Annotated in this window: 15 protein-coding genes; 11 read left to right on the top strand and 4 right to left on the bottom strand. The window is 56.4% G+C overall.

All coding sequences use genetic code 11. From position 1 onward, the window contains the following. Positions 1-55: 55 nt before the first annotated feature. The 4 genes from EA797_RS09555 to flgA all read right to left on the bottom strand — a co-directional run bounded on the left by EA797_RS09555 (position 56) and on the right by flgA (position 2,564). Positions 56-805 (bottom strand): flagellar brake protein, encoded by a 750-nt coding sequence (locus EA797_RS09555; protein WP_122164984.1) that lies wholly within the window; start codon positions 803-805, stop codon positions 56-58. Positions 806-876: 71 nt separating this feature from the next. Beyond that, the gene (locus EA797_RS09550) at positions 877-1,347 is read right to left on the bottom strand and encodes a flagella synthesis protein FlgN (RefSeq protein WP_122164983.1); all 471 of its coding nucleotides are present in this window, start codon (positions 1,345-1,347) and stop codon (positions 877-879) included. A gap of 46 nt (positions 1,348-1,393) precedes the next feature. After that, complete coding sequence (gene flgM / locus EA797_RS09545) at positions 1,394-1,720, bottom strand: flagellar biosynthesis anti-sigma factor FlgM (RefSeq protein WP_122164982.1); 327 nt, start codon at positions 1,718-1,720, stop codon at positions 1,394-1,396. A gap of 103 nt (positions 1,721-1,823) precedes the next feature. Next, positions 1,824-2,564 (bottom strand): flagellar basal body P-ring formation chaperone FlgA, encoded by a 741-nt coding sequence (gene flgA / locus EA797_RS09540; protein WP_122164981.1) that lies wholly within the window; start codon positions 2,562-2,564, stop codon positions 1,824-1,826. Positions 2,565-2,659: 95 nt separating this feature from the next. Between flgA and EA797_RS09535 the strand changes: the two genes are divergently transcribed. The 11 genes from EA797_RS09535 (at position 2,660) to flgJ (ending at position 12,359) form a co-directional block, all read left to right on the top strand. Beyond that, positions 2,660-3,592, top strand: coding sequence for a chemotaxis protein CheV (locus EA797_RS09535; RefSeq protein ID WP_122164980.1), 933 nt, complete (start codon positions 2,660-2,662; stop codon positions 3,590-3,592). A gap of 37 nt (positions 3,593-3,629) precedes the next feature. Beyond that, positions 3,630-4,454, top strand: a complete 825-nt coding sequence (gene cheR / locus EA797_RS09530) for a protein-glutamate O-methyltransferase CheR (protein ID WP_122164979.1) — start codon at positions 3,630-3,632, stop codon at positions 4,452-4,454. A gap of 197 nt (positions 4,455-4,651) precedes the next feature. Next, the gene (gene flgB / locus EA797_RS09525) at positions 4,652-5,056 is read left to right on the top strand and encodes a flagellar basal body rod protein FlgB (RefSeq protein WP_122164978.1); all 405 of its coding nucleotides are present in this window, start codon (positions 4,652-4,654) and stop codon (positions 5,054-5,056) included. A gap of 14 nt (positions 5,057-5,070) precedes the next feature. Then, entirely contained in the window at positions 5,071-5,514 is a 444-nt protein-coding gene (gene flgC, locus EA797_RS09520; protein ID WP_122164977.1) for a flagellar basal body rod protein FlgC, read from the top strand. A gap of 18 nt (positions 5,515-5,532) precedes the next feature. Further along, complete coding sequence (gene flgD, locus EA797_RS09515; RefSeq protein WP_122164976.1) at positions 5,533-6,213, top strand: flagellar hook assembly protein FlgD; 681 nt, start codon at positions 5,533-5,535, stop codon at positions 6,211-6,213. Positions 6,214-6,244: 31 nt separating this feature from the next. After that, positions 6,245-7,525, top strand: coding sequence for a flagellar hook protein FlgE (gene flgE, locus EA797_RS09510; RefSeq protein WP_122164975.1), 1,281 nt, complete (start codon positions 6,245-6,247; stop codon positions 7,523-7,525). A 191-nt stretch (positions 7,526-7,716) separates the two neighbouring features. Beyond that, positions 7,717-8,457, top strand: coding sequence for a flagellar basal-body rod protein FlgF (flgF, locus tag EA797_RS09505; RefSeq protein ID WP_122164974.1), 741 nt, complete (start codon positions 7,717-7,719; stop codon positions 8,455-8,457). 46 nt (positions 8,458-8,503) lie between these two features. Then, entirely contained in the window at positions 8,504-9,289 is a 786-nt protein-coding gene (flgG, locus tag EA797_RS09500; RefSeq protein ID WP_045426038.1) for a flagellar basal-body rod protein FlgG, read from the top strand. 29 nt (positions 9,290-9,318) lie between these two features. Then, a complete protein-coding gene (flgH, locus tag EA797_RS09495) occupies positions 9,319-10,032 on the top strand; it encodes a flagellar basal body L-ring protein FlgH (RefSeq protein ID WP_122164973.1) in 714 nt (237 codons plus the stop codon). A 13-nt stretch (positions 10,033-10,045) separates the two neighbouring features. Continuing rightward, positions 10,046-11,149 (top strand): flagellar basal body P-ring protein FlgI, encoded by a 1,104-nt coding sequence (locus EA797_RS09490; RefSeq protein WP_122164972.1) that lies wholly within the window; start codon positions 10,046-10,048, stop codon positions 11,147-11,149. 10 nt (positions 11,150-11,159) lie between these two features. Continuing rightward, on the top strand, positions 11,160-12,359 hold the full coding sequence (gene flgJ / locus EA797_RS09485; protein WP_122164971.1) for a flagellar assembly peptidoglycan hydrolase FlgJ: 1,200 nt from the start codon (positions 11,160-11,162) through the stop codon (positions 12,357-12,359). The last annotated feature ends 2 nt before the right edge of the window (positions 12,360-12,361 follow it).

Raw genomic sequence — 12,361 nt, 5'->3', positions numbered from 1 at the left:
CAGCCCTTGGGCCAGCGCGGTCCTATTTTGAAGATTATGAATTTAACGGCGGCAGTTAGCTGAAGCGATCACTTGCCTGATCGCGTCGCGCTTCGCGTTGAAGCTGATAAACAAATCGCTCGATTTGTCGCTGGGTCAGTCCGCTGATGCGGTAAAAGCGCATTCCACAGAAAGTGATATCAAGCTTTTCATCGAAAACCAGATGCCTCAGTTCGGCGGCAGTGGTGATTGTGCCGAACGGCAGTTTGGCCGAAAGCTGATCATATACCTGTCCAGCTTGCAGCCCACTTTGCAGATTCCCCGGGAAGCTCAATTTGCAGCCGGTTGCAGACATGTCCAGCACTTTGCCTGAGATAGGCTTCCTGATCGTCTTGCCACTAAGCTCGACTGCGATAGGCTGCCCATTCAAAGCGGCGCGAAAGGCATTCCTTCGCTGGTGATACACAATCTGGTCAGGAACCGGAATCCAATAGCAACGCGCGTCATCCAGCTCGCCGATGTGAGCAGGGAACTGGTTATCCCAGGCAATGCGCACACCCTCGTAATATCCCTCGACCTGAAACGGCTCGCCGGACGCCATCAGCCTCTCCCCGTCGCTAGGTATCAGCTCGTCTAAAGCAAGCCAGCCCTTCTCGCGATTGATCTCGATAAGATAGGTTTGATAACGCTGACTACGTTGGATAAAACGGAGCTGTAGCGGAACGCGGTGGTCCAGCAGGAGGCGGAGGTTTGCGTGTATTTCGACTGCGGTCTTGAGAGTCTGAGGAGGCTGGGGGCCTTCATCCTCGGCAAAAGGATTGGACACTGATGATGCTCTCCGGCATATAAGACGTCAGCCGCATGATAGCAGTTTGATTCCGCTTGGCTGTATCAGGTTCAGGCCTGGCTGAGCGGCCTTTGATAGGTACTTCTAGCAGTAGAACCGCGACGGTCATACAAGTCTGGCGTCTGGCTAGTGCCCTGCAAGACTTTCAACATGCTGCCCACAGCGCTTTGGTTGGCACGGATCAACTTACCGTTGCGCTCGTTGGCGTTTTTGCATGCCTCAAGGATCTCGTCGAGCTGGCTCGCCTGGGCGACAATTTCGTCTCCAACTGCAGATGCTGCTGCAAATGTGAGTAGCCCGTTGCGGTCTGCGCTGAGCTGCTCCTTGGCGAGCGTTTGTCCGCGCATGGCACCATGCTGACTAAGCAGCGCCAATAGCGCCTGCTTTTGCGTGAGCAACTGCTCCAGCCCGGCAAGGTTTCGCTCTGCCAGGGCTTGGTATTCGTTATCTGTGAGCTCAAGAAGCTTACGGGCAGAGCCGATATCTTCAACGAGCTGCTGGAGCATTTGAGTGTCGTGCATTGTGGCCTCTAACGCATTCACTGCTTGCCGGCAGTCACGATCAACGTCAGCGCTGGCTTTCGAATGCCAGTAGTTTGGATGCTACACGCTGGCTGTCTACCTGATAGCTACCATCAGCGATTGCCTGTTTGATCTGAGCTACACGCTCCTGATCTACCGCAGGCTGTTGATTCAGCTTTTCCGTGGTTTGTTGAAGACGCTGTGCTTCTGGGCTGAGATTTACGCTCTCGCCAGATACCGCTGTGCTGCCGGTGCTTTTGACTGCATCTACATTCTGTTGAGCAGCTGGTCGCTCAGCGTTCTGTACGGAGCTGGTACGGCTGGTGCCGGATGAATTAACGGCGCTATTGGGCCGGTTGAACTCGATAGCCATGATCGAAACCTCGAATAAGTCAGGACGCTTGCCTGCTTTTCGGCAAAGCCAAGGGAAACTTTAGCTTTATTTCGAGCAAATGGCCGCGTCGCGCGCTCAAGGCTTACATCGCGACCTCCACCTGCCCGGGGCCAATGACGCGCGCCTTGATCGTTCGGCCAGATCGCTGATTTTTGATGCGAATCTGCGTGCCGAGAGCGCCATCGGTTAAAGCTTCTCCGGGCATTCTCACATTAATCGTCGAATTTTTCGCGCTGATTACTACCTGATCTCCTTTGCGGATTATTTCTGCAGCCGAAATATAGGTCGGCGGCAGCACCTGATCGGGTAGGGCGCTGCGGCTTACCTTGTTGCCAAGCACCTGATCAAACGCCGTGAAGTAACCTTGATTCAACGAGCTCACGTCACGCTCCGCCAGCGTGACATCTGCCTCATCGATGATCTTATCGCGCGCCAAAGGCCGACGTGCGACTACTACTTCGCGAAACAGATGAACTTGCGATGGTACGAAAACAGACCAGGGTGCGGCGCCCGTGCAGCTAACTCTAACCGTCGTGCGGCCGACTGGCTGCATAGGACTTTCGAGCTTCGCCTGCAGAGGCAGATCGCACGATGCGAGCCGGAGCCTGGGATCCAATCGATTCACTTCTATTTCATGCCGAGCTTGAATTTGGCTACGCTGCAAATAGTTGGCTACTTCTTGCTCAAGAAAATCGCGTGTTGCGTCGATAAGCTGTTCAGGTCGCGTAACGCTCGCTGCATCGGCGAATTGCATGAGGCCGCAAAGGATCGGTATCAGGATCGCTTGCCTAAGCGCCTTGCATGGATGCCGGAATAAAGTCATTTGTGTCTTCATGTCATGGCAGAAGCAAAGGGCGTGCCGTTAGCTCCAGCATGTGACATTTGATATCTCTAATCGCAAAGCACGAGGGAACTGGCATGGCCGGTGTATTGGACTCGGTTAACCAGCGTACCCAGCTGGTCGGACAGAATCGTCTGGAGCTACTTTTATTCAGACTGGATGACAAGCAGCTGTATGGCATCAACGTATTTAAAGTCAAAGAAGTGCTTCAGTGCCCGCGTTTGACAGTAATGCCCCGGTCAAGTCCGGTCGTGCGCGGTGTTGCCAATATCCGCGGGAACACCTTGTCGATTCTTGATTTGTCGCTGGCGACGGGTAAACCGGCTCTGGAAAACCTTCCCAACAGCTTCGCGATCATCGTCGAATACAACACAAAGGTTCTCGGCTTTCTGGTTCGCTCGGTCGAGCGAATCGTCAACATGAACTGGGAGTCGATCCTCCCACCACCCAAAGGCGTGGGTAACGACCATTATTTGACGGCCGTGACCCATCTAGAAGGGCAGATGGTCGAGATCATCGATGTCGAGAAAGTTTTGGCGGAGGTGGCACCTGTTTCCGAACAGCTTTCGGTGAGCATCGGTGACGAGGAGACCAGCAGCAAGGCATCGACCAGCCGCGTGCTCATCGTCGATGATTCATCTGTTGCACGGAAGCAGATTATTCGTTGTCTACAGAATCTGGGAATTGAAGTGGTTGCACAGAATGATGGGCGGCAAGCACTGACTTACCTGCAAAAACTGGTTGCAGAAGGCAAGAAACCATCGGAAGAATTCGTGATGATGATTTCTGACATCGAAATGCCAGAAATGGATGGCTATACGCTCACAACCGAAGTGAGGCAGGATCCTTCCATGCGGGATCTTCATATCCTGCTGCATACTTCGCTTTCTGGCGTGTTCAACCAAAGCATGGTCAAGCGAGTCGGCGCCGACGATTTTCTCGCCAAGTTTCAGGCGGACGATCTGGCCAACCGAGTGATAGAACGGATCCGGGCTACGGATAGGAAATGAGGCATCGTCCTCTCATTACGACTGGTGGGCTTTATTAGTGTCAGGTGATCCGGATTTCGATCAGTTCCGAGTGTTCCTAGAGAAGACTTGCGGCATTCTGCTGGGCAGTAACAAGCAGTATCTGGTGTCCAGCAGACTGAACAAGTTGATGGAGCAGCAAGGTCTAAAGACCCTGGGTGATCTGGTCAGGAAGATCCAGGCTCAGCCACGAAGCGGCCTACGTGAGCAGGTCGTCGATGCCATGACGACCAACGAGACGCTTTGGTTCAGGGATACCTATCCATTCGAAGTGCTGCGCAGTCGCGTTCTCCCTGAGTTGCTCAAGGGCTCGCCGGGGCAGCGCTTACGTATATGGTCTGCCGCCTGTTCATCGGGGCAGGAGCCGTACTCGTTGTCGATGACCATCGATGAGTTCGAGCGCAACAGCCCAAGCCAGCCGAAAACTGCGGTGCAGATAGTCGCGACGGAGTTGTCGGGAACCATGCTTGCGGCGTCAAAGGCAGCTGAATATGACAGTTTGGCTATTGCCCGAGGGCTGTCGAGTGAGCGTCTGCAGCGCTATTTCGATGTCAAGACGCCGGGCCGCTGGGTGGTAAAGCCAGCTGTCCGCAGTCGCGTCGAATTTCGCGTGCAGAACTTGCTGGACAGCTATGCCGTGTTAGGCAAGTTCGACATCGTGTTCTGTCGCAACGTACTGATCTATTTCTCTGCCGATGTGAAGAAAGATATTCTCAAGCGTATCCACGCTACCTTGAAGCCTGGTGGTTATCTCTTTCTCGGCGCATCTGAGGCCTTGAACGGATTGCCTGAGCTTTACCAAATGGTCCAGTGCAGCCCGGGTATCATCTATAAAGCCAAGTAGCTTCCTCTGGCGGGTAGCGGCAGAAATCTGTCGCCCTACCATACAAAAGCGGCAAGAGAATGGAAGTTCTTTGCCGCTTTTGACGTTAAAACCCTCGCACCTCCGCGTAAACCCCTGATAAATCACAGCTCTAGATAAGTGGCACGGCCCTTGCTCGTAGTTTGCCAAGCAGACTGTATCCGGCAGAGGGCCAGATCATGAGCATCAGTTTCGATAAGGCACTTGGTATCCACGAGAAAGCGCTCGGCTTCAGAGCTCAACGCGCAGAAGTGCTTGCCAATAATATTGCCAACGCCGATACCCCGAACTACAAGGCTCGGGATCTCGAATTCGGTTCTGTTCTTGCAGCGCAGCAAAGCAAGAACCAGGGCGGCTTCGGGGTCGCTACGACCAGTAGCAAGCATATCGCCGCTCAGGGGATGGAAGTAGCCGACCCCGGCTTGCGATTCCGCACGCCCGCACATGCCTCGCTCGATCAGAACACCGTAGATGTCCAGGTGGAGCAGGCCACCTATGCAGAAAATGCCATCGACTTCCAAGCAAGCTTCACCATGCTCAACAGTAAGTTCAGGGGGCTGATGAGCGCCCTGCGCGGCGAATAAACGGAGCGAAAGCCATGTCCCTTAGCAGCGTATTCAATATTGCCGGCAGCGGCATGAGTGCTCAAAGCACCCGCCTGAACACCATATCGAGCAACATCGCCAACGCCGAAACGGTGTCGTCCAGTGTTGATCAGACCTACCGCGCACGTCATCCGGTGTTCGCGACCATGCTTCAGCAGGCCAATGGGCAGCCGGACCAGTCGCTGTTCGCCGAACAGAATCAGGCGGGAGCCGGTGTTCAGGTGCTGGGGATAGTTGAGGATCAGAGCGAGCTTCAAGCGCGCTATGAGCCCAACCATCCGGCGGCGAACGAAGAAGGTTACGTGTATTACCCGAACGTGAATGTCGTTGAAGAGATGGCGGACATGATTTCGGCGAGCCGGTCGTTCCAGACCAATGCCGAGCTGATGAACACGGCCAAGACGATGTTGCAGAAAGTTCTGACCTTGGGCCAGTAACCCTTACGAGAGATAGCCATGAGCACGACAGGCGGCGTCGGTGGTACCGGTTCGGTACTCGATCAATATCAGATCAAAGATCGCGAAGTAAAAAACAACAACCTCGGCAAGAACGAGTTTCTCCAATTGCTGGTCACCCAGCTGAACAACCAGAACCCGCTGGAGCCTCAGGAAAACGGCGAGTTCATTGCCCAGCTGGCGCAGTTCAGCACTGTAGAAGGTGTTGAAAAGCTGAATAGCAGCGTATCGACAATGCTCTCTGGCTATCAGTCGTCTCAAGCGTTACAGGCGTCTTCACTGGTTGGTCGAAAGGTGATAGTGCCAACAGACAAGGCGGTGGTGGATACAAGCGAGACATTCAAGGCCAGCCTTGTGCTTCCGACCACCAGTAGCAACGTTGCGGTCAACGTCTACGACAGTGCCGGAACGGTAGTGAACCGTATCAACATGGGTCAACAGCAAGCCGGCAATGTGTCTTTCATGTGGGACGGCAAGGACTCGAGCGGCAAAACCTTGCCGCCGGGTACTTATCGATTCGAGGCGCAAGCCACTTATCAAGGCGAGACGAAGGGGTTGTACACCATGCTTCCCGCCAACGTAGATAGCGTCACGCTTGGACAGAACGGCGGTGAGCTGCAGCTCAACCTGGCCGGAGTCGGCAGTATCGGACTTTCAAAAGTCCAGGTCATTGGTCAGTAAACGCCGGCACATCCGGTAACAGGAGCAGTTCATGTCGTTCAATATCGGCCTCAGCGGCATGCGTGCCGCAAGCAAAGATCTCAATGTCACAGGTAACAACATCGCCAACGCAGGAACTGCGGGTTTCAAGCAGTCGCGCGCGGAGTTTGCCGACGTGTACGCCTCATCGGTACTTGGTACCGGCAAGAACCCGCAGGGCAGTGGAGTGCTGCTGGCTAACGTGTCTCAGCAGTTCAACCAGGGCAATATCAACTACACCCAGAATGCCCTTGACCTCGCAATTAACGGCAACGGTTTTTTCCAAGTCAGTAACAACGGCGCGCTGAGCTACACCCGTGCCGGCTACTTCGGTACCGACAAGGTAGGTAACCTGGTCGATAACTTTGGTTACAAGCTCCAGGGGTATTCTGTTGACGGCAACGGCAACATCCAGACGGGGCGAGTGAGTGATCTGAAGATCCAGACCTCAAGCCAGGAGCCCAAAGCTACTACTAAGGTCACCCAGGGATTCAATCTCAACTCCACCAATATTGAACCGATCAACACGCCGTTCGACCCTGCCGACCCGTTGAGCTACAACTCCTCGACATCGACCAATGTTTTCGATGAGCAGGGTAATTCCCATGTCATGACGCAATACTTCGTCAAGACCGGTACTGCCAACACTTGGCAGATGCATGTTCTCGTGAACGGGCGAAACCCGGCGGATCCAGTCAACAGCACAGCGCCAAGTACGACGAACCTCGAGTTCAGCCCGTCCGGTAGCCTTGTAAACCCGGCAAGCGGAAGCACCCCCATTGCGGGTTGGCAGCCAGCGGTCAAGAACACTGACGGAAGCTGGTCGCTCAACAACGCCGCCCCGGCAGGGGGACTCAACATGACGCTCGATATGCGAGGTTCGACTCAGTACGCCAGTTCGTTTGCCGTCAACAGCGTCAGTCAGGATGGTTACACCACAGGTGAATTGGCCGGGCTTGAAATCAGCGAAACAGGCGAAATCTTCGCTCGCTATACCAACGGCCAATCCAAGGTGCAGGGGCAGATCATTCTGGCGAACTTTGCCAACGTTCAAGGCTTGACGCCGGTGGGTAAAACCCAGTGGGTGCAATCGTTCGAGTCTGGTGAGCCTGTGCGCAACCCGCCAGGCAGTGGCACGCTGGGCTCGCTTCAGGCGGGCGCGCTCGAAGATTCCAACGTCGAGCTATCTGACCAGCTGGTCAATCTGATTGTGGCTCAACGTAACTATCAGGCGAACGCCAAGACCATCGAAACCGAAAGCGCGATCACCCAGACGATCATCAACCTGCGTTGATGGATGCCCAAGCCGCACCGAGGCGGCGGTAAATTGCCGCCTCGCTTTTTCAAGGCCCATCAGGGCCTTTTTTTTATTAGAAAAATCCTTATTTATCAACGTCATAACTTCAACTTATTTCCGTGGCACGCCTATTGCTAATTCAGGTTATGTAATCCAGTTAGCGTCAATTGGCGTGTTTCGGAGGTTCGATGGACAAGATGCTCTATGTGGCAATGACGGGGGCGAGCCAGAACGCTCGGGCCCAGCAGGCGCATGCCAACAACCTGGCAAACATCTCGACTACGGGCTTCCGTCGCGACTTCGAACAAGCGCGATCGATGCAGGTGTTCGGCGACAGTTTCCCTGCTCGGGTTTATGCAATGACCGAGCGCCCCGGTACGGATTTCACTTCCGGAACACTTCAGGAAACCGGGCGAGATCTGGACGTGGCGGTCGAGGGCGACGGCTGGATCGCCGTTCAAGCACCTGACGGCAGCGAAGCCTATGCCCGTACTGGCAGCCTGAACGTCGATACCCTCGGGATGCTGAGGACCGGCGACGGCTTGCCGGTTCTCGGCAATGCCGGGCCGATTGCCGTGCCGCCAGACGAGAAGATCGACATCGGCGCAGACGGGTCCATCAGCATTCGTGCCCTGGGTGAAAACCCCAATGTGGTGGTCGGTGTTGACCGATTGAAGCTGGTCAACCCTGACCCTAAACAGCTGGTGAAGGGCACCGATGGCCTGATTCGAATGAAAACCGGTGAGGCCGTTGAGGCTGACGCCGCGGTTCGCGTGACCTCGGGCTTTCTGGAAGCCAGCAACGTCAATGCGGTAGCCGAGATGACGTCCATGCTCGCGCTGTCACGCCAGTTCGAGCTTCACGTGAAAATGATGCGTACTGCCGAAGAAGATGGTGCCGCTGCGGCCCGAGTCTTGCAGATCAGCTAAACAAACTAGGCGGCGCGCCCGAATTCCGGCGCACGAGGAGAAGAACATGCTTCCAGCACTGTGGGTCAGCAAGACCGGTTTGTCCGCTCAGGACATGAACCTGACCACCATTTCCAACAACCTGGCTAACGTGTCCACCACCGGCTTCAAGAAGGATCGTGCCGAGTTTCAGGACCTGCTCTATCAGATCCGACGTCAGCCGGGCGGCCAGTCCACGCAGGACAGCGAACTGCCTTCGGGGCTTCAGCTGGGTACCGGTGTGCGGATAGTCGGAACGCAGAAGCAATTTACTGCTGGCAGCCTGCAAACCACCGAGCAACCGCTCGACATGGCGATCAACGGCCGTGGCTTCTTTCAGGTGCTGCTGCCAGACGGCACGGTTTCCTACTCGCGTGACGGTAGCTTCCATCTGAATGCCGAAGGCCAGATCGTAACGTCCAACGGCTATGCCTTGGAGCCTGCGATCGTCGTGCCGCCGGAAACTCAGACATTTACCGTGGGCGAAGACGGTACCGTTTCTGTCACCACGCTGGGTAATCCCGCTCCACAGATCATCGGCAACCTGCAGACAGCTGACTTCGTGAACCCGGCGGGACTGCAAGCCATGGGCAGCAACCTGTTCCTGGAGACCGCCGCGAGTGGGGCGCCTCAGGTGAGCACTCCCGGCCTTAACGGTTTGGGCACCGTGCTGCAGAACACATTGGAAAACTCCAACGTCAGCGTCGTCGAGGAGCTGGTGAACATGATCACCACTCAGCGCGCCTACGAGATGAACTCGAAAGTCATCTCTACGGCCGACCAGATGCTGTCTTTCGTTACCCAGCAGCTTTAACAGCTGTCAGCCGCTGGATTGAGGTGATTATGCGCCGCTTGATGATTGTCCTTCCGCTGATGTCTTCCGTGATCCTGGCTGGTTGCATGGCGCCGGCCCCGAAGCCCAATGACCCGTACTATTCTCCGGTGCTGCCGCGCACGCCATTGCCGGCCGCGCAGAATAACGGTGCGATCTATCAGGCCGGGTTCGAAACCAATCTGTATGACGACCGGAAAGCCTATCGGGTTGGCGACATCATCACCGTCTCGCTCAATGAGAAAACTCAGGCGAGCAAGAACTCGAGCTCCAAGATCTCCAAAGACAGCAGCGCCAACATCGGCCTCGGCTCTCTCTTCGGCGGTGCAGTTGCAATGGCCAATCCGCTCGCCGGCAGCGGTCTGCTTACCGGCGACAAGCTGAGCCTGGGGGCGGAATACGACGCGTCGCGCGATACATCCGGTTCCGGTCAGGCAGGGCAGAGCAACAGCCTTTCTGGCTCGATCACCGTGACCGTCTCGGACGTGCTGCCCAACGGCATCCTGGCGATCCGCGGCGAGAAGTGGATGACCCTGAACACTGGCGATGAGCTGGTGCGGATAGCGGGACTGGTGCGCTCTGACGATATCGCCACTGACAACACCGTGCCTTCGACCCGTATCGCCGATGCGCGCATTACTTACTCTGGCACCGGCGCCTTTGCCGACGCCAGCCAGCCCGGTTGGCTGGATCGTTTCTTCATCAGCCCGTTGTGGCCGTTCTAAGCAGGTACACGCAATGAAATTGTTCAGCTCGATCGTAGTTGCTGTGTTGTGCCTGGCTGCCGTTCCGGTTCATGCCGAGCGGCTGAAGGACATCGCAACCATTCAGGGCGTGCGTAGCAACCAGTTGATCGGCTACGGCCTGGTGGTCGGCCTGAATGGAAGTGGTGACCAAACCACCCAGACGCCGTTCACGGTGCAGACCTTCAACAACATGATGGCGCAGTTCGGCATCAAGGTACCGGCTGGCGGCAACGTTCAGCTTAAGAACGTGGCTGCCGTGTCGATCCATGCTGATTTGCCTGCATTCGCCAAACCCGGCCAGACCATCGACATCACCGTATCCTCCATCGGTAATGCCAAGAGCCTGCGCGGCGGCAGCCTGCTGATGGCGCCGCTTAAAGGTATCGACGGTAACGTCTATGCGATCGCCCAGGGCAACCTGGTCGTCGGCGGCTTCGATGCCGGCGGCGCAGATGGTTCGCGGATCACCGTCAACATCCCTTCTGCCGGTCGTATCCCAGGTGGTGCCACGGTCGAGCGTCCAGTGCCTAGCGCGTTCAATCAGGGAACCACTCTGACCATGAACCTCAATCGTCCGGATTTCACGACTGCAAAGAACATCGTCGACCACATCAACGAGTTGCTCGGCCCAGGTGTCGCGCAGGCCCTCGACGGCGGCTCGATCAGCATTACTGCACCTCTGGATCCGAGCCAGCGCGTCGACTATCTGTCGATCCTGGAAAACCTCGAAGTCGATGTGGGCCAGGCAATCGCCAAGGTCATCATCAACTCGCGTACCGGCACCATCGTGATCGGTCAGAACGTGCGTGTTCAACCTGCGGCCGTCACCCACGGCAGTCTCACTGTGACCATTTCGGAAGACCCGCAAGTCAGCCAGCCGAATCCACTTTCGGACGGCCAGACCGTGGTCGTTCCCAACTCCAAGGTGAAAGCGGAGCAGGAAGCCAAACCGATGTTCAAGTTCGGTCCCGGCACCACGCTTGATGAAATCGTGCGGGCCGTGAATCAGGTAGGTGCTGCTCCCAGCGACCTGATGGCGATCCTCGAAGCACTCAAGCAAGCCGGCGCGCTGCAAGCTGACCTGATCGTTATCTGAGGAACGGGACATGGAAAATCGTCTGGGACTGGGTCGTCGTACCCCTGATAGCGGCAGTTACTCCGACCTGAATCGGCTGAACCAGCTCAAGGTTGGCAAGGACCGTGACGGCGCTGAGAACGTGCGCAAGGTCGCTCAGGAATTCGAATCCCTGTTCATGAACGAGATGCTCAAGTCGATGCGTTCGGCCACTGAGGTCATGTCCCAAGACAATCCACTCAACAGCCAGGCCAGCAAGCAATATCAGGACATGCACGACCAGCAGCTTTCAGTCACCTTGTCCAAGGAGGGCGGCGGTATCGGCCTGGCCGATGTGCTGATCCGCCAGTTGAGCAAAGATCAGAAGCCTGAGGAGAAGCCCAACCCGTTTGCTCAGGTCGCGCAGACCGAAGGCGCCAAGTGGTCGAGCAACCCTAACGCCAACACCACGCTGGCCAAGGTAGATCCGGCTCGCAATGATTCCCAACTGCTCAATCAGCGTCGTCTGGCGCTGCCGGGGCGCCTGGCCGAGCGCGTGCAGACAGACGTGGCGGCTACGAGCCCTCAGGTCGAGCAACCCGCTCAGGCCGGAGTGACTCAGCCGCTGGTCAACGTCGACTGGAAGCCGGCGACTGCGTTCGCCGCACCGAAGGACGCACCTCTGACCATCAATGGCGTTGAGGCGAGCACACCGAGTGCGCCCAGCAAGACAGGCTTCAGTTCTCCTGCAGAGTTCATCGCAACCATGCTGCCCATGGCCGAGAAGGCCGCGAAGCGGCTTGGTGTGGAGCCGCGTTTCCTGGTGGCTCAGGCTGCGCTGGAGACTGGCTGGGGCAAATCGATGATCAAGCAGAAGGACGGCAGCAACAGCCACAACCTGTTCGGTATCAAGGCGAATGGCTGGAGCGGCGAGTCGGCGAAAGTCACCACGACCGAATACGTGAACGGCAAAGCCACCAAGCAGGTAGCCGGCTTCCGGGCTTATGACTCGTTCGAGCAAAGCTTCAACGATTACGTTCGGCTGCTGGAGAACAACGAGCGCTATAAGCCTGCGATCCAGGTGGCCAGCGTATCCGGCGACTCCGAGCGTTTCGTCAAGGAACTGCAGCGGGCCGGTTATGCGACCGATCCGCAGTATGCGAACAAGATCAACCAGATCGCTCGCAAAGTGCAGACCTATCAGACTATTGCCGACGCCAGCACGTCGCCCGCAATGCGGACTAGGGGTTAATC

The organism is Stutzerimonas zhaodongensis (assembly GCF_003696365.1).
Taxonomy (GTDB): Bacteria; Pseudomonadota; Gammaproteobacteria; order Pseudomonadales; family Pseudomonadaceae; genus Stutzerimonas; species Stutzerimonas zhaodongensis.
Note: the sequence above shows the minus strand (reverse complement) of the source record. Positions and strands in the feature narration are given on the sequence as shown.

What these genes read in the sequence shown, in the direction of transcription:
- EA797_RS09535 (WP_122164980.1), top strand. Translation starts at nt 2,660, where the DNA reads ATGGCCGGTGTATTGGACTCGGTTAACCAGCGTACCCAGCTGGTCGGA.
- flgJ (WP_122164971.1), top strand. Translation starts at nt 11,160, where the DNA reads ATGGAAAATCGTCTGGGACTGGGTCGTCGTACCCCTGATAGCGGCAGT.
- flgC (WP_122164977.1), top strand. Translation starts at nt 5,071, where the DNA reads ATGTCCCTTAGCAGCGTATTCAATATTGCCGGCAGCGGCATGAGTGCT.
- flgF (WP_122164974.1), top strand. Translation starts at nt 7,717, where the DNA reads ATGGACAAGATGCTCTATGTGGCAATGACGGGGGCGAGCCAGAACGCT.
- flgG (WP_045426038.1), top strand. Translation starts at nt 8,504, where the DNA reads ATGCTTCCAGCACTGTGGGTCAGCAAGACCGGTTTGTCCGCTCAGGAC.
- EA797_RS09550 (WP_122164983.1), bottom strand. Translation starts at nt 1,347, where the DNA reads ATGCACGACACTCAAATGCTCCAGCAGCTCGTTGAAGATATCGGCTCT.
- flgE (WP_122164975.1), top strand. Translation starts at nt 6,245, where the DNA reads ATGTCGTTCAATATCGGCCTCAGCGGCATGCGTGCCGCAAGCAAAGAT.
- flgD (WP_122164976.1), top strand. Translation starts at nt 5,533, where the DNA reads ATGAGCACGACAGGCGGCGTCGGTGGTACCGGTTCGGTACTCGATCAA.
- flgH (WP_122164973.1), top strand. Translation starts at nt 9,319, where the DNA reads ATGCGCCGCTTGATGATTGTCCTTCCGCTGATGTCTTCCGTGATCCTG.
- flgB (WP_122164978.1), top strand. Translation starts at nt 4,652, where the DNA reads ATGAGCATCAGTTTCGATAAGGCACTTGGTATCCACGAGAAAGCGCTC.
- flgA (WP_122164981.1), bottom strand. Translation starts at nt 2,564, where the DNA reads ATGACTTTATTCCGGCATCCATGCAAGGCGCTTAGGCAAGCGATCCTG.
- EA797_RS09490 (WP_122164972.1), top strand. Translation starts at nt 10,046, where the DNA reads ATGAAATTGTTCAGCTCGATCGTAGTTGCTGTGTTGTGCCTGGCTGCC.
- flgM (WP_122164982.1), bottom strand. Translation starts at nt 1,720, where the DNA reads ATGGCTATCGAGTTCAACCGGCCCAATAGCGCCGTTAATTCATCCGGC.